Below are 21,394 nucleotides of genomic sequence, written 5' to 3'. Positions count from 1 at the left end.
GACCTTTTCACTTTCGTCGATGAGCTGGCCGAAGCCGCTTCGAAGGACAAAAGCGCGGCGACGAAGCCCTTGAAGACAGGATCTTCGCAAATTCGTCACCGAGTCGATTGGAGCCGCGGAAACTAGCGATCCGCCCTGCCAAATGCAAGACCCGAAGGCCTCGAATTCGTCCGGCGGGCGTCAGCCCCGAAGCGAGGGCGGTGTTTAGCCAGCCCCTCCGAGAGTCGCAACCGCAAAAGCGACGCGATCAACCGCACCCATCGCTTTGCCTGTGCGCGGATCTGTGAATGGTTTGGCGTCGCCTGGGGCCGTCTCTCTTCACCCGCCGCGGGCGACGACGCTTGCGCCATCCCCTCCCCTGCCTCCATAGACCTCTACAAGAGGAGGCCCCGCGTCCATGTTGTCCCAGAAAGCGCGTTACGCCCTGCGCGCCATGATCGAACTGGCCCGAGAGAACGGACAGGTCACCGCCGGCGAGCTGGCGGTCCGCGCCGATGCGCCGCGCAAGTTCCTGGAGGCCATACTTCTTACACTGTCGCGCCGGGGCCTGGTCACCAGCCGCCGCGGCAAGTTCGGCGGCTATCTGCTGGGGCGCGAGTCCGCCGCGATCAGCTTCGCCGAGATCATCCGCCTGGTCGACGGCCCCCTGGCCCTGACCCCCTGCGTCAGCCGCACGGCCTTCCGCCGCTGCGAGGATTGCCGCGACCTGGCGACCTGCGCCCTGCGCGAGGCCCTGCTGCGGGCCCGCGACGCCACGGCGGCGGTCCTGGAGGGCTACAGCCTGGCCGACGCCGTGGCCGGCTCGGGGGCCGAACTGCTGGCCGAACCCGGGTCGTGAACCACACTCTTATATAGGCGCCCTATATAGAGTGGACGGGCGACCGCCGCCGGCCGCCCCGAAAGCGCCGCTTCAGCCGGCCGCGATATAGGCCTTCAGCCCGTCGGCCTCGGCCTGGGTCTCGCGGATCTTGTACTTCACCAGGTCGCCGATCGAGATGATGCCGGCCAGGCGCTTGCCCTTGCAGACCGGCAGGTGGCGGATCCGGCGGTCGGTCATTCGCTCGAGCAGGGCGTCGACCGTCTCCTCTGGCTGGGCGAACACCACGTCGCGGGTCATGCAACCGGAGATCGGCTTGGACAGGGCCGCGGCCCCCTCCTTGGCGATCACCCGCACGATGTCGCGTTCGGACAGGATGCCGGCGATCGTCTCGTCCTCCTCGAGCACGACCATGGCCCCCACGCGCCGGGTGTGCAGAAGGGCCGCGGCCGCGCCGACCGTCTCGTTGGGCGAGGCGGTGAAGACCAGATCGCCCTTGTCCTTCAGGATCTGAGAAACCAGCAACGCTTAATCCTCCCTGAGACTTATTTCCAAGCAGGGTCTCGCAAAGCGGCCCCCTTATCAATGGGCTGGATCGCCCAGGGCGCGAAGAAGCCGCATTATTCTCGTGCGCGCCAAAGTCGCCCCCTCGCCGACGAACTTAACCAAATCGCGAGACCTTCGGAGTTAAACCCAACGCTGTCCGATATTGGCACGGGGGTTGCTAGCGGTCGGACACGTCGGCGTTCACGAGGTTCCTGATGGCTGCGAGTGAGAAGAAACTGCCGGGCGCCGGTCGCCTGCTGACGATCAGCGCGGCCGTTCTGGCCCTGACCGCGGCCGCGACCGGCCTGGTGCTGGCCAGCCCGGTCCGGGCCCAGAGCCTGGACGCAAATTCCGCCGCGTTCAACGCCGGCTACGGCCGCGTGGCCGGTTCGGAGAACCACGTGGTCGAATATTCGACCCGCGACGCCAACGGCAACCGGGTCATCGTCGACGGCGTCATGCTGACCGGCGCCGACCAGAGCGTCTATTCCTCCAGCCGGTCGTCGGGATCGCTGGACAGCTATTCGGGCGTCGGCGCGATGGGGGGCTGGGGCAGCTCCACGGCGATCGGCAACAACCTGACGGTCGTCACCCAAGGCAACAACAACACGGTGATCGTCAACTCCAACCAGATCAACAACGGCAATATCAGCGCCGGAACGAACGTCGGGAAATCGGGAAATGGCCAGTAAGCGCCTCAACCTTCTGCTGGCCGGCGCCTGCGCCGTGCTCAGCGCCTGCGGCGGCGTCCCCAAGCCGATGATGGATGGCAACTACGCCACTCCGATCGGCGGGGCGCCGGTGACGGCCAACCCCACGCCCTACACGGCGGGCCTGGTCTGTCTGGCGCAGTACGCCCGCGCCAACCACGTGGTGGCGCCGCGCGTCGCCATCGGCCGCATCGCCGACTACACCGGCAAGGAGGAGTCCGACGGGTCTGGCCGCAAGGTCACCCAGGGCGCCTCGCTGCTGGCCATGACCGCCTTCGCCAAGGCCGGCATGCCGATGGTCGAGCGCTTCGACACCTCGGTGTCGGAGTACGAGCTGAAATACGCCAACAACAAGCTGATCTCCGACAACCCCAAGCCGGGCGCCGACGTGCCGGCCGAGTACCGCCGCATCCTGGCGGGCCAGGTGCCGGGCTCGGACTTCTACGTGGCCGGCGGCATCACCGAGCTGAACTACAACATCCGCTCGGCGGGCGTGGACGCCTATGTCGGCGACAAGGACACCGACGGGCTGAAGGGCAACTTCCGCCGCCGGGTTTTCATCATGAACATCGCCCTGGACCTGCGGCTGATCAACACCCGCACGCTGGAGGTGGTCGATGTGATCTCCTACCAGAAGCAGGTGGTCGGCCGCGAGATCAGCGCCGGCGTCTTCGACTTCCTGAACGGCAACATCTTCGACATCTCGGCGGGCCGCGGCGCGCTGGAGCCGATGCAGCTGGCGGTGCGCTCGCTGATCGAGCGGGCGACCATCGAGATGAGCGCCAACCTCTACGGCATGCCGGGGCCGCAAAGCTGCATGCAGTACGACCCCTACGCCGCCAACACCGTCGGCGCGACCGGGGCCTTCGTGCCCGCCTACAACAACCTGGGAACCAACAATGCGCAGACCCGCGAAGACCCGTCTCGCTGGAACGATCGCAGCGATTCCAATGTGGGCGATGCTGGCCGTCGGGGCCGCTACTAGCCAGACCGTCCCCGTCCAGGGCTCGAACGACCAGCTGAACCTCGGTAACCTGTTCGCCGACCAGACGCTGAACGTCGTCACCGCCGACGAGGGCGTCACCGCCACCACCACGGCCGGGGCCAACACCTTCGGCGCGACGGTGGTCGGGGCCGACGCCGGCCTGACCTCCAACCAGGTCAACCAGGGCGCGGTCACGGCGCACGGCGTGGTCAATGTCTCAGGCTCCATGGGCGAGTCCAGCAACATCGCCACCACGGCGGTGGGCAACAGCGGCACGGCGACGGCGGCCTATGGCACGCTGAGCGGCTTCATGGTCCAGACCAACACCGGCGCGGTCACCGCCCGCAGCCAGATCGAGGGCGAGACCGCCCAGGCCGGCGACGTGGTCGAGACCAGCCAGGCGGCCGGCAACAGCCAGGGCCTGCTGCTGGTCAACGGTTCGATGGGCGCGCGGGTCAGCCAGAACAATCAGGCCGACGTCGCCGCCGACGGCGGGGCGATCCTGAACTACGTGGCCGGAACCGCGGTCGTGGCCGGCACGGCGGCGGGCAACAATATCGACCTGACCGGCGCCAACCAGTCGGCCGCCCGGGTGATCACCGACCAGAACAACGGCGCGGCCAATGTCACGGCGACCAAGTTCACGGCCTACGGCAACAGCTATCTGACCACCACGGCCGCCACCGCCTCGGGCAACAATCTGAACGCCGCCAACGAGGGCACGCTGCTGGACGTGGCCAGCCACCAGTACAACACCGCCTATGTGCGGGCCCAGGCCGAGGCGACCTCCTACGAGTTCGGCGGCGCCCAGGCCACGGCCTATGGCGTCGGCAACTCGGCCATGGCCAGCAACGCCAACGGCCCGGGCCTGGTGCTCGACAACGTCCAGGTCAACGACGGCGGCGGGGTCGAGGTGATCGCCAGCTTCGAGGGCAACACCGGCTACGACGCCGGGGCCAGCGCCACGGCGATCGGCAACGCGGTCAGCGGCTACGCCTGCAACCTGTGCAGCGGCACGATGAGCGCCACCAACAGCCAGTCCAACAATGTCGACGTCAGCGCCCGCTCGACCGTCAACGTCCGCAACTCCGGCCGCGCGGTCGTGGGGGTCTCGACCGCCACCGGCAACAACGCGACGTTCTCGGTGACCAACTAGGGCCTCACGGCTCACGCCCCTGCCCCCTACGGACCGGCTCATCCAGCCCCTCCCCCGTGGGGGAGGCGATCGCGCAGCGATCGGTGGGGGGCGTTTTGGGGTCGAAGATCGTAGAACGGGCCATCGGCCGATCACTCCCCCCTCCGTCGGCTGCGCCGACACCTCCCCCACAGGGGGAGGATCTTGGATGCACGGCTTGGCCGCCTCACGCGGCTCGCCGCTGAAGGTATGGAAAGGGACGCGGAGCGCCGGACACCGTCCGGAGATTGAAAATGAATACCGTTTTCGACGAAGCCCGATCGCTCCGCGCGGTCGTTATCCGGAAGCCCGCGGCGCTGAGCCCTGTTAGGACCTCGCCGCCTTGAAGCCTCCGACGGGCGGGCCAGGTCAACGAACCCCGGTCCCGGACCGCGAGCGCGTCACCGCCCGCCTGTTGCTCTGCCAGCCCTCGCGCCACGCCGTTTTAGTGTTCCATGCCCGGCCGGCACTGGAGACGCGAGGTTTGGTCCCAAAGGACCGCCGACGGAGCTTCCCGCTCGATCGCCCCCCGCCGCCGCATCGGTCGCTGGCCATGCGCCCTTTCCCTGCGACGAGGTGAGGTCAGGATACGGGCGGTCTGGAAGGGGGAGGACCAAATCGGGTCGAAAAAGTTCAGGGCGTTGAAATCCTGAGATTTTGTTCGCTGAACGCCGAGCATAAGCCGGGGACGTGCACTCATGGCAAGGCCTCGCGGATCGATCCACCGCCTCAGGGTGAGTGCATGTCCCCAACCGCATCCACGGCGTCATGGGACTTCAGCACCGGACTCAGCGGGTCCGTTGGGGACACGCACTCACGGCCAGCGCCCTGCAAACCGGCCGGCGCCCTGCCGTGAGAGCGCGTCCCCGGTTCCAAGGACGCGCCGCGCCCGGCCTTGCAAGCCAGACACCGAAGCCTGGCTGTTCCGCCCCACCGACGCCTTGCTTGCGCCACGCGCTTTGGCCAAGGTGCGCGACCTTCAACGCTCTACTTCAAGGTCGCACATGATCCGCGTTTCGCGCCTGGCGCTCGTTCTCTCGGCCGGGCTCAGCCTCTCCGCCTGCGCGACCCTGTCCCACCACAAGTCCGGCGGAAACGACCAGGCCGCCGCGCCGTCGACCAAGGCCCTCGTCACACCGGCAGGAACGTCGGGCGCGCCGACCATCGACCTGGTCAAGCCCGGCCAGTGGCCGCAGGCGGTGTCGGACGTCGCGCCCGATCCGCGGGTGCGGTTCGGCGTGCTGCCCAACGGCCTGCGCTACGCGATCCAGAAGAACGCCACCCCGCCCGGCCAGGCCGCCCTGCGCCTGTGGTTCGACGCCGGCTCGCTGGACGAGACCGACGAGCAGCAGGGCCTGGCCCACTTCCTCGAGCACATGGCGTTCAATGGCAGCAAGAACGTGCCCGAAGGCGACATGATCAAGATCCTCGAGCGCCACGGCCTGTCGTTCGGCGCCGACACCAACGCCCAGACCGGCTTCAGCGAAACCACCTACCAGCTGGACCTGCCCAAGACCGACGACGACACGGTCGACACCTCGCTGATGCTGCTGCGCGAGGCGGCCGGCGAGCTGACCATCGCCCCCGACGCCGTCGACCGCGAGCGCGGCGTGGTGCTGTCGGAGGAGCGCACCCGCGACAGCCCCGGCTATCGGGTGTTCGTCAACACCTTCGGCTTCCAGCTGCAGGGCCAGCGGCCGCCGCAGCGCCTGCCGATCGGCAAGACCGAGATCCTCAGGACCGCCCCGGCCCAGCGCATCCGCGACTTCTACCAGGCCTGGTATCGGCCCGAGAACGCCGTGGTCGTGGCCGTGGGCGACTTCGACGTCGACGCCATGGAGGCCAAGATCAAGGCCAGGTTCGGCGACTGGAAGGGCCAGGGCCGACCCGGCGCGAAGCCGGACCTGGGCCCGGTGGCCAAGCGCGGCCTGACCGCCAAGGTGCTGGTCGAGCCCGGCGCCCAGACCTCGGTCCAGATGGCTTGGGTCCTGCCGCCCGACCTGGAGCTGGAAACCCGCGCCAAGGACAAGGAAGAGCTGGTCAAGGCCTTGGGCTTCGCGGTGCTGAACCGGCGGCTGCAGGTGCTGACGCGTTCGGAGGCCCCGCCGTTCATCGTCGGCGTGGCCATGCAGAACGACCAGGAGCACGCCGCCGACATCACCACCCTGGCCGCCACCGTCCAGCCGGGCCACTGGAACGAGGCCCTGACGGCTCTCGAGCAGGAACAGCGCCGCATCGTCCAGTACGGCGTGCGCCAGGACGAGCTGGACCGCGAGATCGCCGGCATGCGCGCCGGCTTCGTGGCCGCCGCGGCCGGCGAGGCCACCCAGCGCACCACGGCCCTGGCCGGGGCCATCGTCGGCACGCTGGACGACCGCGAGGTGGTCACCAGTCCCTCCCAGAACCTGGCGGTGTTCGACGAGGCCACGAAAGGCCTGACCGCCGACAAGGTCTCGGCCCTGCTCAAGGCGCAGTTCGCCGGTTCCGGTCCGCTGATCGTCATCCCGACCCCGACCGCGATCGACGGCGCGGAGAAGGCCGTCACCGACGCCTACGCCGCCTCGGCCAAGGTCGCGGTGGCCGCCCCGGCCGCGCCGGGCGTCACCGCCTGGCCCTATGCGACCTTCGGGCCGAAGGGCGCGGTGGCCTCGCAGACCGAGGTCGCGGACCTGGACACCGTCTTCGTGCGCTTCGCCAACGGCGTGCGGCTGACGGTCAAGCCGACCAAGTTCCGCGACGACCAGATCCTGGTGAAGGCCCGGGTCGGCCACGGCCTGCTGGACCTGCCGCCCGCCAGCCAGAGCCCGCTGTGGGCCGGTTCGGCCTATATCGAGGGCGGGCTCAAGCAGATCAGCACCCAGGACATGGAACGGGTGCTGAACGGCAAGGTGTGGAACGCCGGCCTGGGGGTCGAGGACGACGCCTTCAGCCTGTCGGGCCGCACCCGTCCCGAAGACCTGGACACCGAGCTGCAGGTGCTGGCGGCCTACGCCGTCGAGGGCGGCTGGCGGCCCGAGGCCTTCAACCGCATCAAGACCTATTACGGCGCGATCCACGACCAGTTGGAGAGCACGCCCGGCGGGGTGATGAGCCGCGACCTGGGCGGGCTGCTGCACGGCGGCGACGGCCGCTGGACCTTCCCCAGCCGCCAGCAGATAGCTGGCGCGTCGCTGGAGCAGTTGAAGAGCGCGGTGTCCGGCCCGCTGGCCGCCGACTCCATCGAGGTGGTGATCGTCGGCGACATCACGGTCGACAAGGCCGTTGCGGCGGTGGCCCAGACCTTCGGCGCCCTGCCGGCCCGGGCCGACGTCCCCGCCCCGGCCGGGGCCGAGAAGGCGCCCTTCCCCGCCCCGTCGCGCACGCCGATCGTGCGCACCCACAAGGGCCGGGCCGACCAGGGCCAGCTGTTCATGGCCTGGAAGACCGACGACCTGTTCAGCGACCTGCAGCGGGCCCGCAACACCCAGGTCCTGGCCCAAGTGATGCAGCTGCGGCTGACCGACGAGCTGCGCGAGAAGCAGGGGGCGACCTATTCGCCGTCGGCCTCGGCCTCGGCCAGCGTGGCCTTCACCGGCTGGGGCTACCTGGCGGTCAGCGTCGAGACCCCGCCCGACAAGATCGACGGGGTGATCGCCTCCATCCGCCAGATCGCCGCCGACCTGCGCGACAAGCCGGTCACCGCCGACGAGCTGGAGCGGGCCAAGAAGCCGCGCATCGACCAGATCGAGAAGGCCCGCGAGACCAACGAATACTGGCTGGGGGCGCTGTCGGGCGCCCAGACCGATCCGCGCCTGCTGACCGCCACCCGCTCGGTGCTGGCCGGCCTGCAGCGCGTGACGGTCGCCGACGTCCAGAACGCCGCCAAGGCCTTCCTGGGCGACGACAAGTCGTGGACGATGATCGTCAAGCCGGAGAAATAATATTGACCGCTCATCCCGGCGAATGCCGGGATGAGCGGTGCATGGGGCTATCGGCAGGCGATCAGGTGGGCCTGATCGCGACGGGCTTCCGGCCTGGCCGGCGCCAGCAGCCCGTAGGCGACCAGGCTCCAGATCGCCAGAACGGCCAGCCATTGCAGGGGTGTGGCGAGGGCGGGAGGGCGCATGGCCTCTCTATCCCCCGGTTGCCCCGCCGCGAATAACGACTTATCAGCGGACATCTGTGAGGTTTCGTCACATGGCCGCCCGCTCGCTTCCGCCGCTCAACGCCCTGCGCGCCTTCGAGGCGTTCGGCCGGCGCGGGCGGATGACCCTGGCCGCCGACGAGCTGTGCGTCACCCACGGGGCGATCAGCCGCCAGATCCGCCAGCTGGAGGACCACCTCGGCGTCACCCTGACCGAGGGGCCGCGCAACCGCCTGGCCCTGACCGAGACCGGCCTGACCCTGGCCCGGGCCCTGACCCAGGCGCTGGACCAGATCGAGGCCGCCCTGCCCCAGCCCGTCGGGGCTGGCGACGGGACGCTGGTGGTCTCGTGCCTGCCGACCTTCGCCATGAAGTGGCTGATCCCCCGCCTGCCCGGCTTCGTGGCCGCCCATCCCGAGATCCAGGCGCGGATCGTGGAGTCCAACGGACCGTTCGACTTCCGCGCCGACGGCGTCGACCTGGCCATCCGCATGCGCCTGCCGGGCGCTCCGCCCTCCCCCGACGCCGACGTCGCCCCCTTCCTCAAGCACGCCGTCGGCCCGGTGACCTCGCCCGGCCTGGCCGCCCAGGTCCACGACCTGGAGAGTCTCGCCAAGCTGCCCCGGCTGCACACCCGCACCTTCCTGGAAAGCTGGGCCGAGTGGGAGGCCGCGGCGGGCCTGGTCCTGCCGCCGGCGACCGTGAACCGGCAGTTCGACCACTATTTCTACATGCTGGAGGCCGCCGCGGCCGGGCTGGGCGTGGCGCTGAGCCCGTTCGCCTTCGTGGAGAACGACCTGGCCGCCGGTCGCCTGGTCGCGCCGCTGGGCCTGGTCCCGGGCCAGGCCCAGGTCTGCGCCCTGACGCCCCGGGGCCGGGCCAGCCGGGCGGCCCGGCGGTTCCGCGACTGGCTGGTCGCCCAGGGCGCGGCGACCCCGGCCCCGCCCGGTTCTCAACAGATGGTCGAGCCCGGCGCCGCAAAACCCCTTACACTTTCGCGTCCAGCCCTCTAGTTTCCGCCGATCCCCCGCGCCCCGCGCGCCCCATCGATATCAGGAGCCGTCATGGACGCCGCCACCATCGCCAAGCTCGAAGGCCATCTGAAGCGCACCTTCGGCAACCCGCACATCGCCCTCAAGGCCCGCCCCAAGCAGAAGGACTCCGCCGAGGTCGAGGTGAAGGGCGAGTTCATCGGCGTCGTCTTCCAGGACGAGGACGAGGACGGCTCGTTCATGTTCGAGATGGCGATCCTGGCTGAGGATCTGGAAGGGTAGTTCGGCTTCCGACTTGCCCCCTACTGGCCTTCGGCCGTCTTCCCCCACAGGGGGAAGAGCCTAGTGGCCGACGCCGCGCAAAAGGCTCCGCCCCCTATGGGGGCGGACAGGCGGCGAAGCCGCCAGGTGGGGGCAAGTTTACACCGCCCCCACCACCAAAGACCGCCGCACCATCAGCGACGCCCCCGCCGCCAGCAGGCCCGCGAGGCCGGCGATGACGAACGCCTGCAGGTACTGCCCCTGCTGCGCGCGGATCACGCCCGCGCCGATCGCCGCCGTCGCCGCGCCCAGCTGGTGGCCCGCCCCGATCCAGCCGAACACGACGGGCCCGTCACGGTCGCCGAACGCCTCGGTCGCCAGGCGCACGGTCGGCGGCACGGTGGCGATCCAATCCAGCCCGTAGAACACGGCGAACACCGACAGGCTCATGATCGAGAAGTCCGAGAACGGCAGGTAGATCAGCGAGAGCCCGCGCAGGGCGTAGTACATGAACAGCAGCTTGCGCGGGTCGTAGCGGTCGGTCAGCCAGCCCGAGGCCGTGGTGCCGAACAGGTCGAACAGCCCCATCAGCGCCAGCAGGCCGGCGGCCTTGACCTCGGGCAGGCCGCGGTCGCCGCAGAAGGCGATCATGTGCACGCCGATCAGGCCGTTGGTGGTCAGGCCGCAGATGAAGAAGCCGCCGAACAGCAGCCAGAAGGTGCGGGTCTTGCTGGCCCGGTGCAGGGCGCCGAACGCGCTGGCCAGGGCGTTGGAGGCCGAGCCCTTGGGCGGCGGGGTCCAGTCGTCGGGCGCGCCGAACGGGCGCTGGCCGATGGCGTCGGGGCTTTCGGGGATCAGCAGCCAGCAGATCGGGGCCATGATCGCGGCGACGGCGGCCACGGTCAGCACCACCGGCCGCCAGCCGCCGTGGTCGGCGATCCAGGCCATGGCCGGCAGGAAGACCAGCGAGCCGGTCGCCGTGGCCGCCGTCAGCAGGCCCAGCATCAGGCCGCGCCGCTGGACGAACCAGCGATTGACGATGGTGGCGCCCAGCACCATGGCCACCGCCCCGCTGCCGACGCCCGCCATCACGCCCCAGGTGGCCACGTACTGCCAACTCTGGGTCATGAAGGCCGACAGCCCGGTCGAGACCGCCATCAGCAGCAGGGCCAGGCTGATCGTGCGGCGCACGCCGAACGACTGCATCAGCGCCGCCGCGAACGGCCCGGTCAGGCCGTAGAGGAAGATGCCCACCCCGGCGGCCAGCGAGATCGTACCCCGGTCCCAGTGGAAGGCCTTTTCCAGCGGCAGGATCAGCACCCCCGGCGCGGCGCGGAGGCCAGCGGCCGACAAGAGCGCTAGAAAGGTTACGGCCGCCACGACAAAGGCGTAGCGGTTTCCCAGGGTGCGACGGCCAAAAACCTTGGGGATCTGCATGCGATGTAACCGATCGGTACGGGGCTTGTCGCCCTGCATACGTACCGGTAAGTAACATCGTCAAGCGCCATGGCCGAGAACGACGAAAAAACTCCCGAACACCACCTGCCCTACGGCGCCGGTCCTCGCGCCGCCGAGCGGATCTTCGAGACCGCGCGGGAGCTGTTCTATCGCGAGGGCATCCGGGCGGTGGGGGTGGACGAGATCGTCAGCCGGGCGGGCGTCACCAAGCCCAGCCTCTACCGCAGCTTCAAGTCCAAGGACGAGCTGGTGGCCGCCGTGCTGCGCGAGGTCGAGACCGGGTTCTGGGACCGGTTCGCGGCCGCCGAGGCCGCCTTTCCCGACGATCCCAGGGCCCAGATGGTCGCCTATTTCGGGGGCTTGGCGGCGCGGTCGGGCGGGGCGGACTATCGCGGCTGCGCGCTCAGCAACGCCGTGGTCGAATATCCCGACCGCGACAACGCCGGCCGGGCGGTGGCCCAGGTCCACAAGCAGGACCTGCGCGCCCGCCTGCGGGCCAAGGCCGCGCAGATGGGCGCGTCCGACCCCGCCGCCCTGGGCGACGCGATGATGCTGCTGGTCGAGGGGGTGTTCACCTCCAGCCAGATGTTCGACGGCGACGACAAGCCGGCCCTGGCCGTGGTCGGCGCGGTCAAGGCGCTGATCGGGGCCTATTGCCCGGGGGATCAAGGATGAACGACCACCCGCTAGACCGCGTGATCTGGAACGCGTTCACCACCCGCCAGGCGCATGTGGCCCTGGTCGACGGCGGCGCGTTTCGCGTCCACCCCGACTTCGGCATCTTCGCCGCGACAGCCGACCACGCGCCTGAAAGCCTGGCCGCCCTGGGCCGGCTGGTCCGGGCCCATCCCGGCGAGGTCGGGGTGGTGGAGCGGTTCGATCTCCCGCCGGTCCCGGGGACCCAGGTCACCAAGCGCGCGGTGCTCAACCAAATGGTCGCCCAGACCCTGGCCCAGCCCAAGCCCGTGGATTTCGAGATCCAGCCCCTGAGCGACGCCGACTCGCCGCAGATGGTGGCCCTGGCCGCCCTGACCGCGCCGGGACCGTTCTTCTCGCGCACCCACGAACTGGGCGATTTCGTCGGGGTGAAGGTCGATGGCCAACTGGTGGCCATGGCCGGCGAGCGCCTGCGGCCCGAAGGCTTCACCGAGGTCAGCGGCGTCTGCGCCCACCCCGACCATCGCGGCAAAGGCTATGCGGCCGGGCTGATGCTGCACGTCGCCCACAAGATCGTCGCGCGCGGCGAGACCCCGTTCCTGCACAGCTACGCCGACAACGCCGGAGCCATCGCCCTGTACGAGGCGCTGGGGTTCCGGTTCCGCTGCGAGCAGGTGCTGACGATGCTGACGGCGGCTTAAAAGACCCCTCTCTCTTAGAGAGAGGGGTCAAGGTGCGCGACCTCCCGCGGGTCAACAGCCGACAAAAAAGGGCCCGGAAAGCTCACCTTTCCGGGCCCTTGCCTCGCTCGGATCAGACCGATCAGGCCTGGATCTTGTTCGCCGACCGCCTTGCCCAGCCGTACAGCCCCGCCACCACGACCGCCGCGGCGATCAGGGCGAAGATCATGCCCACGTGCTCGGACGGCGCGAAGGGAACCTCCAGCGGGCCCGGCTTCTGGGTGGCGACGATCAGGCCGGCCAGGGCGACGTTGAACAGGCTCTCGCCGACGATGAAGCCGGAAGCGATCAGCACGCCCAGGCGCTTGGCCGCCTCGCCCATCCGGTCCTTGTCGACCGTCCTGTCATAGATCCAGCCGATCACGGCCCCGACCACGACCGGCGCGGTCACGGCGCTGGGCAGGTAGATGGCTAGGCCCACGCCCAGCGGCGGCAGGCTCAGGCGGCCGTTGCTGGTCCTGCGCAGGATGATGTCGACGATCACCAGGCCCAGGCCGATCAGGGCGCCGTAGCCCAGCAGGCTCCAGTTCAGGTCGCCGCCGATCACGCCCTTGGCCAGGGTCGAGATCAGGGTCGCCTGCGGCGCGTTCAGCGGCGTCGAGCCGGCCACGGTGCTGAGGTTGGCCGCGCCGGCGAAGCCGTTGGACTGGTTCAGCAGTTCCAGCACGAACGGGATGACGACGGCGCCGGCGATGACGCCGATGATCAGGGCCACCTGCTGCTTCCACGGGGTGGCGTCGACCAGCTGGCCGGTCTTCAGGTCCTGCAGGTTGTCGTTGGCCACGACGGCCACGGCCAGGACCATGGCGGTGACATAGAGGGCGTAGGCGACCAGGGCCTTGGCGATGTCCGGGCCGATCACGCCGCGGCCGACGACGCCGACCATCAGCGAGGCGCCCAGCACGGTCAGGATGGCGATGCCCGAGACCGGGCTGTTGGACGAACCGATCAGGCCGGCCATGTAGCCGCAGACCGCCGCGGCCAGCAGGCCGGCGACCAGCACGTAGCCGACGCCGATGGCGACCAGCGGCGCGGCCAGGCTGGTGATCGGGCCGCCGGTCAGGAAGTGGGCCAGGAACCAGCCGGCCGGGGCCAGCAGCAGCAGCGACACCAGGCCGACGATGCCGATCGGGATGTCCTGTTCGGTGCGGGCGATCACCGCGCCGCCGACCTTGCGGGCCTTGCTGGCCTCGAAGGCCGACATCAGGCCCGACCAGATCGGCAGGGCCAGCTTGCCCAGGGTCCAGATGGCGGCGGCGCCGATGACGCCCGCGCCCATGAACCGCACCTCGGTGCGCCAGACGGTCAGGGCGTGTTCGGCCACCGTGGCGCCGGGCATCGGGTGCAGGCTGGTCATGACCGGCACCAACACGCCCCAGGCGATGGCCAGGCCCGCGAACATGGCCACGCCGACCGTGATGCCCATCAGGTGGCCCGCGCCCATCAGGGCCAGCGAGCTGGAGGCGCCCAGACCGGTCGCGCCGGCCCCGGCCTTGAAATAGCCCGCCACTTCGGCGGCGAAGATCTTGGCGGCGGCCAGGGCGGCGAACAGGGCGGAGGCGACCGTGCCCAGCACCACGGCGATCAGCCCGGCCTGGCCCTCGGCGGCGCCGGCCCGCGAGCCGGTGCCGACCTTCAGCACCTCGGCGGCGGCAACGCCCTCGGGATAGGGCAGGTCGGAATTGGTCACCAGGGCCCGGCGCAGGGGGATGGTGTACATGACGCCCAGGATCCCGCCGACCAGACAGGCCCCGAAGGTGGTCAGGAACGGCACGTGGCTCCACCAACCGATCATCAGCAGGCCCGGCAGCACGAAGATCACCGACGACAGCGTCCCCGCCGCCGAGGCGATGGTCTGGACGATGTTGTTCTCCTGGATCGTCGCGGTCTTGAAGGCGCGCAGCAGGGCCATCGAGATGACGGCCGCGGGGATCGAGGTGGCGAAGGTCAGGCCGACCTTCAGGCCCAGATAGACCTGGGCGGCCGTGAAGACGAGGGTGATAAGGATCCCGAGAAGAACCCCCCGGATGGTGAACTCCGAACGGGGAGTCGCGGCGGCGTCGGACGGCATGAAGGGTCCCAAAACAGTTAAGGCGGTCGGACCTTGCACGTCCGACCGCCCCAAACTCAAGCCTTGTTCCGCATTTCGGCGATTTGCGGGTCGGCGCGACCCTTGAAATCGCCTCTCAGGGGGTTAGAGCACGCCCAGCATCTCCGCGACCAGCGGGTGGCGGACGATGTCGCGGTCGGCCAGGCGGACCACCGCGATGTTCTCGACCGGATCGAACTTGGCCGACACCTCGGCCAGGCCCGAAATGCCCGGCAGCAGGTCCGACTGGTTCGGGTCGCCCGTCACCACCATGGTCGAGTTCCAGCCCAGGCGGGTCAGCAGCATCTTCAGTTGCATGTAGGTGCAGTTCTGGGCCTCGTCGATCACCACGAAGGCGTTGTTCAGGGTGCGGCCGCGCATGAAGCCGACCGGGGCGATCTCGATCGCGCCCTCGGCCATCAGTGCCCGCATCCGCTTGACCGACAGGCGGTCGCTGAGCGCGTCATAGAGCGGGCGCAGGTAGGGGGCCAGCTTGTCCTCCATGTCGCCCGGCAGGTAGCCGATCGACTCCCCGGCCTCGACGGCGGGGCGCGACAGCACGATGCGGCCGACCTTGCCGGCCTCCAGGGCCTCCACGGCCTTGGCGATGGCGATGTAGGTCTTGCCGGTGCCGGCCGGGCCCAGCGCCATGATCAGGTTCTTTTCGTCGATCGCCTCCATCAGGCTGGCCTGGCCTGGCGATTTGGGTTTGATCGTTTTGAGATAGCTCTGGTCCCGGTCCTCGTGACCTGGCGTCCCAAGCGGCGACCAAGCGCTGCGATGCTCCACCGGCAGGCGGCGCACCTTGCCGTCGTCGTAATGGCCCGCGTCGTTCGCGCCTTCGCGCACGGTCCGCTTGAGAGCTCGCTTGGTCATGTAAGCCTCCATTCAGGCATGAAAAAAGGACGTGGCCGGATGGCGACGTCCCTAAGGCAGATTGGCTTGGAGCCGATGGGGAGGAGAAAAACGAAGACGCGTGCGCGGCCTGGCGGTTCGGAGCTTGCCCCCGAAGGCGGTAATGAACGCCCAAACCCCAAAACCGACACCCAAGGTCTCCGTTTACCGGGAGGCCGCGTTCGGCGATCGAGCGCGGCTCGGATACGAGAAGAATGACTCCCGATATGGGAGTGTTCCCCCTCGAATCGCACAAATACAATGGGGCTCACATGGTTTATGAGCCGTTAAGGCCCTGCCCGCCTTTAGAACACGAGGTGTACGGATGACTGTCTATTCCTTGGGCGCCGCAAGTCCCTCGCTTCCCGCCGACGGCGAATATTGGATCGCGCCAAGCGCCTCGGTGATGGGAAACGTCATCCTGCGGAAGAATTCCAGCGTCTGGTGGGGCGCAATAGTTCGCGGCGACAATGATCCGATCGAGATCGGCGAGAACAGCAATGTCCAGGACGGCTCAGTACTTCACACCGACGTCGGCAGCCCGCTGACCATCGGGGCCAATGTGACGATCGGCCACATGGTGATGCTTCACGGCTGCACGATCGGCGACGGTTCTCTGATCGGCATCGGTTCGATCATCCTGAACGGGGCGCGGATCGGGAAGAACTGCCTGATCGGGGCCGGCGCCCTGATCACCGAGGGCAAGGAGATTCCCGACAACGCGATGGTCATGGGCGCCCCCGGCAAGGTGGTCCGCGAGATCGGCGAAGGTCACGCCCTGATCCTCCAGGCCTCGGCCCTGCACTATGTCGAGAACTGGAAGCGATACCGGACCGAACTTTCCCGCCTGGATTGAGCTGCAGCGCAGCGTCGCTTAACGAAATACCGACGTTTCGCCAGCATAGGTCGGAACCGGACGTCGGGGGAAGGTCATGGTCGCAAGCTTGGAGCGAGAGTGGATCGCGGCGCATCGGCGCCTGGCGATCCTGACGGCCGCCTACGTGGCCGGCATGGCCTACAGCCTGTTCCTGGCCGGCGCCTCGCACCATATTCCCGCGATCTGGACCGCCAACGCCGTGCTGGTCGCCGGCCTGTTGCTGCTCAATCGCCGCCAGGGCGCGGTCCTGCTGGTCCTGACCGCCGCGCTGCACGTCGGCTTCGAGCTGGCGGTCGGCGATCCGCCGCGCTTCGTGCTGGCCGTCACCGTGCTGGACGCCCTGCAGGCGGCGGGGACGGCGGCCCTGCTGCGCCTGATGCACGCTCCGATCCGCGTGCGCTCGATGCGCGGCTTTCTGATCCTGATGGCCGCCTCGACGGCCCTGACCGCCGCCGGTTCGATCCTCGTCAACGGCCTGCTGTCGATCAGCCTCGGCGGCGCCTTCTGGCGGGGCTGGAGCGCCTGGACCATGTCCAACGTGCTGGGCGCGGCCATCGCCCTGCCGACCCTGCTGATCCTGTTCGACCGCCGCCATCGCGAGGCTTTCCGGGTCGGCCCGCTGGAGTCGCTGCTGGTCCTGGCGCTGGTGCTCGGCGCCGCCGTGGCCGTGTTCGCGGCCCAGGCCAACCTGCAGGTGCTGCTGTTCGCGCCCGCCCTGCTGGCGGTGTTCCGCGGCGGACCGCGCGCGGCGGCGGTGCTGGTCACCGGCTCGCTGGCGGCGACGATCCCGACGGTGCTGCACAGGACCGGGCTGGACCCCGCCGTCGCCATGCCGCCGCTGCGCGACGCCCAGGTCTTCCACCTGGTGCTCTACGCCGTCTGCCTGGCCGCCGCCCTGGCCCTGAGCCAGCAGAAGCGGCTGCAGGCCCTGCTGGTCCGCCGCCAGGCCGTCGCCCGCGCCGCCCAGGCCAAGGCCCAGGCCGCCAGCCAGGCCAAGTCCGATTTCCTGGCCACGATCAGCCACGAGATCCGCACCCCGCTCAACAGCATCCTCGGCTTCGCCCAGATCGTCGGTGACGATCCGGACCTGTCGCCCGAGAACCGCCGCCGCCTGGACCTGGTCGGCCGCGCGGGTCGGTCCCTGGCCGTGATCGTCAGCGACCTTCTGGACTTCGCCAAGGTCGAGGCCGGCCGCCTGGACCTGGTCCTGGCCCCGGTCTCGCCGGCCGCCCTGCTGCGCGACGCCGTCGCCATCGTCGCCCCGGCCGCACAGGCCAAGGGCCTGCCGCTGTCGGTGAGCGTCGAGGCCGTCGGCCACGGCGATGCCGCCGCCTTGCTGGCGTTGGACGAGACCCGCCTGCGCCAGATCCTGCTGAACCTGCTGGCCAACGCCCTGAAGTTCACCGCCCACGGCGAGGTCGCCGCGCGGCTGACGATCGGCCCGCGCCCCGGCGACCTGCGGTTCGAGGTGGTCGACACCGGCATCGGCATCGCCCCAGAGGTCCAGGCCCGCCTGTTCCAGCGCTTCAGTCAGGCCGACAGCTCGATCAGCCGCAGCTACGGCGGGACCGGCCTTGGCCTGGCGATCAGCAAGGCCCTGGTCAACCGGATGGGCGGGCAGATCGGCGTCGTCAGCGCCCCCGGCGAGGGCTCGCGGTTCTGGATCGAACTGTCCGCGCGGACCGTCGCGCCCGAGCTGGCTCCCGCCCCCGCCCCGGCCGCGCTGGACGCCGAACGGCCGCCGCGCGTGCTGCTGGTCGACGACCACCCGATGAACCGCGAGCTGGGGCACGCCCTGCTGACCCTGGCCGGCTGCGAGGTTTTCACCGCCGACGACGGGGCCCAGGCCGTGGACGCCGCGCGGCTGGGCGGCTTCGACCTGATCCTGATGGACGTGCACATGCCCGGCATGGACGGCCTGGCCGCCGCCCGCGCCATCCGCGCCCTGCCCGCCCCGCACCGCGCGGTGCCGATCATCGCGCTCAGCGCCGACGTCCTGCCCGAGCAGATCGCCCGCTGCCGGGCGGCGGGCATGGACGACCATGTGGCCAAGCCGATCCGTCGGGAGGAGCTGGTGGCGGCGGTGGGACGCGCCCTGGACATGGAAAGGGCGGAGCGAAAGACGGAAGCCTGGCCAGCGCCCGAGTCCCCGCGAGCGCCGGCCCTGATCTCCTAGAGCAAGCCGCGCGATATAGGAATCGCTCGGCTTGCTCTAGATTTTTGTTTTCGCATCGCTTTGGCGGAAAACCGGCATCCACTTTTCCGCGCGATGCTCTAGCTCGCGCTCGATGGCCTGGCCCAGACCAGGTAGCGCAGCGGGCCATGGGTCTTGGCGTCCAGCGGCCAGCAGGTGGCCAGGGCCAGGGCGCGGCCGGGGGCATGGGGATCGACGCCCGAGGCGTCCCAGCGCACGACCTGGGCGCCGGCCACGGTGAAGCGCGCCTGGCGGCCGTCGACCCGCTCAACCTGGATCTCGTCGCCGGGTCCTAGCTGGCCGAGCAAGGCGAAGTGGGTGTCGCGATGGGCGGCGTAGACCGCCACGCCCCGGTCGCCGGCGTCGGGCGTGCCCGCCACGTGGCCGGGACCGAAGGCCAGGGCCTGGCCGCTGGCGCCGTCCAGCACGATCACCGCGCGATGCAGCCGAGGAAAGGTGATCCTGGCCACCGGCCAGGTGTCGGCCCACGGCCAGGGCTTGACCGGTTGCGCCGTGGTGACGGACCGGGCGAAGGCCCGCTCCAGCAGCACCTGGGCCAGGGCGGCCTTGGCCGGGATCCACAGGCCCTGGCCGCAGAGCGCCAGCCCCACGGCCATGACCACGACCGCCGGGGCCAGGAAGGGGAGCCGCCGGCGGGCGGCTCCCAGCAGGAGGGCGATCCGCCTCACGCCGCCTTCCTCCGATCGGACAGGATCCAGCCGCCGGCGCCCAGCAGCCCACCCAGGACCAGCAGGCCCAGGCCGATCATGACCAGCAGCGGGCCGTCCGTGGCGGTCTGCGGCAGGTCCAGGCCGGCGACCTGCTGGTCGGCGTCCGCGTCGGCCTGACCATCCGCGCCCGGGTGGCGGGCCCCGCCGAACAGGACGTCGAAGTCCCAACCGGCCGGCAGGTTCAGCGGCAGGTCGGCGCGGGCCAGCGGCGTTCCGGCCGGGCGGGACGGGGTCTTGTCGACCGCCACCAGGCTGGTCTGGCTGGTCACCAGCTGGTGGTCCAGGCCAAGCTTCAGCACCCGGGCGTCGGCCTCGTCCTCGCTGATCTGGGCCAGGCTGCGGGCCACCTCGGCGTCGGTGACCTTGCGGCGGGCCCACAGCTTGGAGATCCCCTTGCCGGCCTCGGCGTCCTTCAGCGAGATCCGCGTCTCCCACGGCTTGCCGTCGATCATGCCGCGGATCCGCAGGACGCCCTTCATCGCGCCCACCCGGGCGGCCACGGTGATCGGCTCGCCGCGGTAGAGGTCAGGCAGGACGGCCGGGGCCAGGTCGGCCTCGGTCCCTTCGAACATCACGGCCAGGTTGGTGGCGACCGGGCTTTCCAGCTTGTCGAACAGCTGGCGCATGGCCCCCTCGACGGCGTCGGTCGAGCCGATGTGGGTGAAGGTCCCCCGGCCCAGCTCGGCGGCGCGGTTCATCAGATAGGTGTTGGGGGCCGAGCCGATGCCGACCATGAACACCCGCGAGCGGCCGCGGTTGGCGCTGATGGTGTCGAACAGGCCCTGTTCGTCGCCGATCGCGCCGTCGGTCAGGAACACCACCTGGCGGACCCGGCCGGTTTCGCCGGCGTGGTCGTCCTGGAGGGCGGCGGCCATGGCCGGGATCATCTCGGTGCCGCCGTCGGCGTCGAGGCTGGCGACGTAGGTCTGGGCCTTGGCCAGATGGGCGGCGTCGGCCGAGACGGCGCCGGGGAACAGCACGGTGACGGTGTCGTCGAAGCGCACGACATTGAAGCGGTCGCCGGGCTTCAGGTGGGCCAGGCCGTAGGCCAGGCTGGCCTTGGCCTGGGCCATCGACTCCCCGCCCATCGAGCCGGAATTGTCGATCACGAAGACGATGTCGCGCGGCGCCGGCGTCGTCGCCCGGGCGGCGATCGGCGGGGTCAGCTGGGCCAGGACATAGTCCTCGCTAGCCACCTTTTCGTGGAACAGGCCGACGGCGGGGGCGGCCAGGGGCGCGGCGCGCCAGGTCAGGACGAAGTCGCGGTCGGCCGGAACCTCGCCGCTGGCCAGGGTGATCCGCTTGCCGCCGTGCTCGTCGCGCACGTCCAGGGCATGGCTGGCGCTGGACACCCCGGCCAGGGGGAAGCCGGCCCGCAGATGGACGGTGATGGTCACCGGATTGATCTTGCCGTGGACGCGCGGATCGACGATCGGCGCCCTGGCGTCGGGAGCGGCCGGCGCGCCGGGCGAGGTGTAGCGCGGGGCGACGACCAGGGGCACGCGCAGCGAATAGTCGCCGGCCGAGACCGCGACGGGGGCCTGGTATTCGATCTGCACCAGCACCGTCTCGCCGGGCCCGACATTGGCGACCGAGTTGGTGAACATGTTGGGACGGCCCTGCTCGACCAGGGCGGCCTTCTTGCCCTGGGCCTTGGCCGCGTCGTAGATCGCCTGGGCCTCGGCCTTCTTCTTGATCTCGCCGACGATGACCTTGTTTCCGACCACCATCTTCAGGGTGTCGACGCCGCCGTCGTCGGGCAACGGATAGACATAGACCGCCTCGACCCAGTGGTCGGTGTCGTTGCGAAAGGCCTGGGTGACGCGGGTGCGCACGGTCAGGCCGCTGACCGTCATGTCGATGTCGGCGCCCAGCCGCACGGCCTCGACGACCTGGTCACCCCCTTTGGCGCGCATCATCAAGGCGCCGGAGGTCACGTCCCCGGGTTCGGCGGCGAAGCTCTCGCGGCAGAACACCAGGGCGGCCAGCACGGCCAGCACCAGCATCAATCCGGCCGCGCCGCGATGCAGGGCGAGGTTGGCCAGGGCGATGACGCGGGGCCCGAAGCGGTTCTGGGACGGACCACGGGACGCGCCGACGTCGGAAGCGGGCATGGGAAGATCTCCTCATCTCGAAAGCGAGAGAT

Annotated in this window: 18 protein-coding genes; 11 read left to right on the top strand and 7 right to left on the bottom strand. The window is 69.9% G+C overall.

Translation table 11 applies throughout. The features are described from left to right. Positions 1 to 397: 397 nt before the first annotated feature. Positions 398 to 838 (top strand): RrF2 family transcriptional regulator, encoded by a 441-nt coding sequence (locus tag ACSQ2G_RS20530; protein WP_436034044.1) that lies wholly within the window; start codon positions 398 to 400, stop codon positions 836 to 838. 72 nt (positions 839 to 910) lie between these two features. Here ACSQ2G_RS20530 and ACSQ2G_RS20525 read toward each other — a convergent pair whose 3' ends face one another. Next, on the bottom strand, positions 911 to 1,342 hold the full coding sequence (locus ACSQ2G_RS20525) for a CBS domain-containing protein (RefSeq protein WP_057183188.1): 432 nt from the start codon (positions 1,340 to 1,342) through the stop codon (positions 911 to 913). 236 nt (positions 1,343 to 1,578) lie between these two features. On the opposite strand from ACSQ2G_RS20525, the gene hfaA reads away from it, so the two are divergent. The 4 genes from hfaA to ACSQ2G_RS20505 all read left to right on the top strand — a co-directional run bounded on the left by hfaA (position 1,579) and on the right by ACSQ2G_RS20505 (position 8,152). Continuing rightward, positions 1,579 to 2,055 (top strand): holdfast anchoring protein HfaA, encoded by a 477-nt coding sequence (gene hfaA, locus ACSQ2G_RS20520; protein ID WP_310082205.1) that lies wholly within the window; start codon positions 1,579 to 1,581, stop codon positions 2,053 to 2,055. Next, on the top strand, positions 2,045 to 3,058 hold the full coding sequence (gene hfaB, locus ACSQ2G_RS20515; protein WP_310082206.1) for a holdfast anchoring protein HfaB: 1,014 nt from the start codon (positions 2,045 to 2,047) through the stop codon (positions 3,056 to 3,058). Before hfaA ends, hfaB begins: the two co-directional genes overlap by 11 nt. After that, positions 3,024 to 4,214 (top strand): holdfast anchor protein HfaD, encoded by a 1,191-nt coding sequence (gene hfaD, locus ACSQ2G_RS20510; protein WP_436034042.1) that lies wholly within the window; start codon positions 3,024 to 3,026, stop codon positions 4,212 to 4,214. The genes hfaB and hfaD overlap by 35 nt, the downstream gene beginning before the upstream one ends. Before the next feature lie 1,022 nt (positions 4,215 to 5,236). Continuing rightward, a complete protein-coding gene (locus tag ACSQ2G_RS20505) occupies positions 5,237 to 8,152 on the top strand; it encodes a M16 family metallopeptidase (protein ID WP_436034040.1) in 2,916 nt (971 codons plus the stop codon). A 47-nt stretch (positions 8,153 to 8,199) separates the two neighbouring features. Here the strand turns inward: ACSQ2G_RS20505 and ACSQ2G_RS20500 are convergent, their stop codons facing one another. Next, entirely contained in the window at positions 8,200 to 8,337 is a 138-nt protein-coding gene (locus tag ACSQ2G_RS20500; protein ID WP_436034039.1) for a hypothetical protein, read from the bottom strand. 71 nt (positions 8,338 to 8,408) lie between these two features. On the opposite strand from ACSQ2G_RS20500, the gene ACSQ2G_RS20495 reads away from it, so the two are divergent. After that, the gene (locus ACSQ2G_RS20495) at positions 8,409 to 9,368 is read left to right on the top strand and encodes a LysR substrate-binding domain-containing protein (protein WP_436034037.1); all 960 of its coding nucleotides are present in this window, start codon (positions 8,409 to 8,411) and stop codon (positions 9,366 to 9,368) included. A 51-nt stretch (positions 9,369 to 9,419) separates the two neighbouring features. Next, the gene (locus ACSQ2G_RS20490) at positions 9,420 to 9,629 is read left to right on the top strand and encodes a DUF3126 family protein (RefSeq protein ID WP_028041048.1); all 210 of its coding nucleotides are present in this window, start codon (positions 9,420 to 9,422) and stop codon (positions 9,627 to 9,629) included. A 138-nt stretch (positions 9,630 to 9,767) separates the two neighbouring features. Here ACSQ2G_RS20490 and ACSQ2G_RS20485 read toward each other — a convergent pair whose 3' ends face one another. Further along, on the bottom strand, positions 9,768 to 11,045 hold the full coding sequence (locus tag ACSQ2G_RS20485) for an MFS transporter (protein WP_436034035.1): 1,278 nt from the start codon (positions 11,043 to 11,045) through the stop codon (positions 9,768 to 9,770). Between the two features lie 69 nt (positions 11,046 to 11,114). On the opposite strand from ACSQ2G_RS20485, the gene ACSQ2G_RS20480 reads away from it, so the two are divergent. After that, positions 11,115 to 11,741 (top strand): TetR/AcrR family transcriptional regulator, encoded by a 627-nt coding sequence (locus ACSQ2G_RS20480; RefSeq protein ID WP_436034033.1) that lies wholly within the window; start codon positions 11,115 to 11,117, stop codon positions 11,739 to 11,741. After that, positions 11,738 to 12,424: a GNAT family N-acetyltransferase gene (locus ACSQ2G_RS20475; protein WP_436034031.1), complete on the top strand. Its 687-nt coding sequence runs from the start codon at positions 11,738 to 11,740 to the stop codon at positions 12,422 to 12,424. The genes ACSQ2G_RS20480 and ACSQ2G_RS20475 overlap by 4 nt, the downstream gene beginning before the upstream one ends. 121 nt (positions 12,425 to 12,545) lie before the next feature. On the opposite strand, the gene ACSQ2G_RS20470 is transcribed toward ACSQ2G_RS20475, so the two are convergent. Beyond that, positions 12,546 to 14,534, bottom strand: coding sequence for an OPT family oligopeptide transporter (locus tag ACSQ2G_RS20470; protein ID WP_436034029.1), 1,989 nt, complete (start codon positions 14,532 to 14,534; stop codon positions 12,546 to 12,548). A 123-nt stretch (positions 14,535 to 14,657) separates the two neighbouring features. Beyond that, positions 14,658 to 15,440: a PhoH family protein gene (locus tag ACSQ2G_RS20465; protein WP_310082215.1), complete on the bottom strand. Its 783-nt coding sequence runs from the start codon at positions 15,438 to 15,440 to the stop codon at positions 14,658 to 14,660. 331 nt (positions 15,441 to 15,771) lie between these two features. Between ACSQ2G_RS20465 and ACSQ2G_RS20460 the strand changes: the two genes are divergently transcribed. Then, positions 15,772 to 16,302 carry a gamma carbonic anhydrase family protein gene (locus ACSQ2G_RS20460; RefSeq protein ID WP_436034027.1) on the top strand — a complete coding sequence of 177 codons (531 nt, stop codon included), beginning with the start codon at positions 15,772 to 15,774 and terminating at the stop codon, positions 16,300 to 16,302. Positions 16,303 to 16,378: 76 nt separating this feature from the next. Then, positions 16,379 to 18,499, top strand: coding sequence for an ATP-binding protein (locus ACSQ2G_RS20455; RefSeq protein ID WP_436034025.1), 2,121 nt, complete (start codon positions 16,379 to 16,381; stop codon positions 18,497 to 18,499). A 98-nt stretch (positions 18,500 to 18,597) separates the two neighbouring features. Here the strand turns inward: ACSQ2G_RS20455 and ACSQ2G_RS20450 are convergent, their stop codons facing one another. Both ACSQ2G_RS20450 and ACSQ2G_RS20445 read right to left on the bottom strand, forming a co-directional pair. After that, complete coding sequence (locus ACSQ2G_RS20450; RefSeq protein WP_436034023.1) at positions 18,598 to 19,206, bottom strand: class GN sortase; 609 nt, start codon at positions 19,204 to 19,206, stop codon at positions 18,598 to 18,600. Then, entirely contained in the window at positions 19,203 to 21,362 is a 2,160-nt protein-coding gene (locus tag ACSQ2G_RS20445) for a marine proteobacterial sortase target protein (protein ID WP_436034021.1), read from the bottom strand. The genes ACSQ2G_RS20450 and ACSQ2G_RS20445 overlap by 4 nt, the downstream gene beginning before the upstream one ends. Between the last annotated feature and the right edge of the window lie 32 nt (positions 21,363 to 21,394).

This window comes from Caulobacter sp. LjRoot300 (assembly GCF_964253875.1).
In the GTDB taxonomy this organism is placed as follows: Bacteria; Pseudomonadota; Alphaproteobacteria; order Caulobacterales; family Caulobacteraceae; genus Caulobacter.
Note: the sequence above shows the minus strand (reverse complement) of the source record. Positions and strands in the feature narration are given on the sequence as shown.

What these genes read in the sequence shown, in the direction of transcription:
- ACSQ2G_RS20530 (WP_436034044.1), top strand. Translation starts at nt 398, where the DNA reads ATGTTGTCCCAGAAAGCGCGTTACGCCCTGCGCGCCATGATCGAACTG.
- hfaB (WP_310082206.1), top strand. Translation starts at nt 2,045, where the DNA reads ATGGCCAGTAAGCGCCTCAACCTTCTGCTGGCCGGCGCCTGCGCCGTG.
- hfaA (WP_310082205.1), top strand. Translation starts at nt 1,579, where the DNA reads ATGGCTGCGAGTGAGAAGAAACTGCCGGGCGCCGGTCGCCTGCTGACG.
- ACSQ2G_RS20495 (WP_436034037.1), top strand. Translation starts at nt 8,409, where the DNA reads ATGGCCGCCCGCTCGCTTCCGCCGCTCAACGCCCTGCGCGCCTTCGAG.
- ACSQ2G_RS20480 (WP_436034033.1), top strand. Translation starts at nt 11,115, where the DNA reads ATGGCCGAGAACGACGAAAAAACTCCCGAACACCACCTGCCCTACGGC.
- ACSQ2G_RS20445 (WP_436034021.1), bottom strand. Translation starts at nt 21,362, where the DNA reads ATGCCCGCTTCCGACGTCGGCGCGTCCCGTGGTCCGTCCCAGAACCGC.
- ACSQ2G_RS20485 (WP_436034035.1), bottom strand. Translation starts at nt 11,045, where the DNA reads ATGCAGATCCCCAAGGTTTTTGGCCGTCGCACCCTGGGAAACCGCTAC.
- ACSQ2G_RS20505 (WP_436034040.1), top strand. Translation starts at nt 5,237, where the DNA reads ATGATCCGCGTTTCGCGCCTGGCGCTCGTTCTCTCGGCCGGGCTCAGC.
- ACSQ2G_RS20500 (WP_436034039.1), bottom strand. Translation starts at nt 8,337, where the DNA reads ATGCGCCCTCCCGCCCTCGCCACACCCCTGCAATGGCTGGCCGTTCTG.
- ACSQ2G_RS20465 (WP_310082215.1), bottom strand. Translation starts at nt 15,440, where the DNA reads ATGGAGGCTTACATGACCAAGCGAGCTCTCAAGCGGACCGTGCGCGAA.
- hfaD (WP_436034042.1), top strand. Translation starts at nt 3,024, where the DNA reads ATGTGGGCGATGCTGGCCGTCGGGGCCGCTACTAGCCAGACCGTCCCC.
- ACSQ2G_RS20455 (WP_436034025.1), top strand. Translation starts at nt 16,379, where the DNA reads ATGGTCGCAAGCTTGGAGCGAGAGTGGATCGCGGCGCATCGGCGCCTG.
- ACSQ2G_RS20470 (WP_436034029.1), bottom strand. Translation starts at nt 14,534, where the DNA reads ATGCCGTCCGACGCCGCCGCGACTCCCCGTTCGGAGTTCACCATCCGG.
- ACSQ2G_RS20475 (WP_436034031.1), top strand. Translation starts at nt 11,738, where the DNA reads ATGAACGACCACCCGCTAGACCGCGTGATCTGGAACGCGTTCACCACC.
- ACSQ2G_RS20490 (WP_028041048.1), top strand. Translation starts at nt 9,420, where the DNA reads ATGGACGCCGCCACCATCGCCAAGCTCGAAGGCCATCTGAAGCGCACC.
- ACSQ2G_RS20460 (WP_436034027.1), top strand. Translation starts at nt 15,772, where the DNA reads ATGACTGTCTATTCCTTGGGCGCCGCAAGTCCCTCGCTTCCCGCCGAC.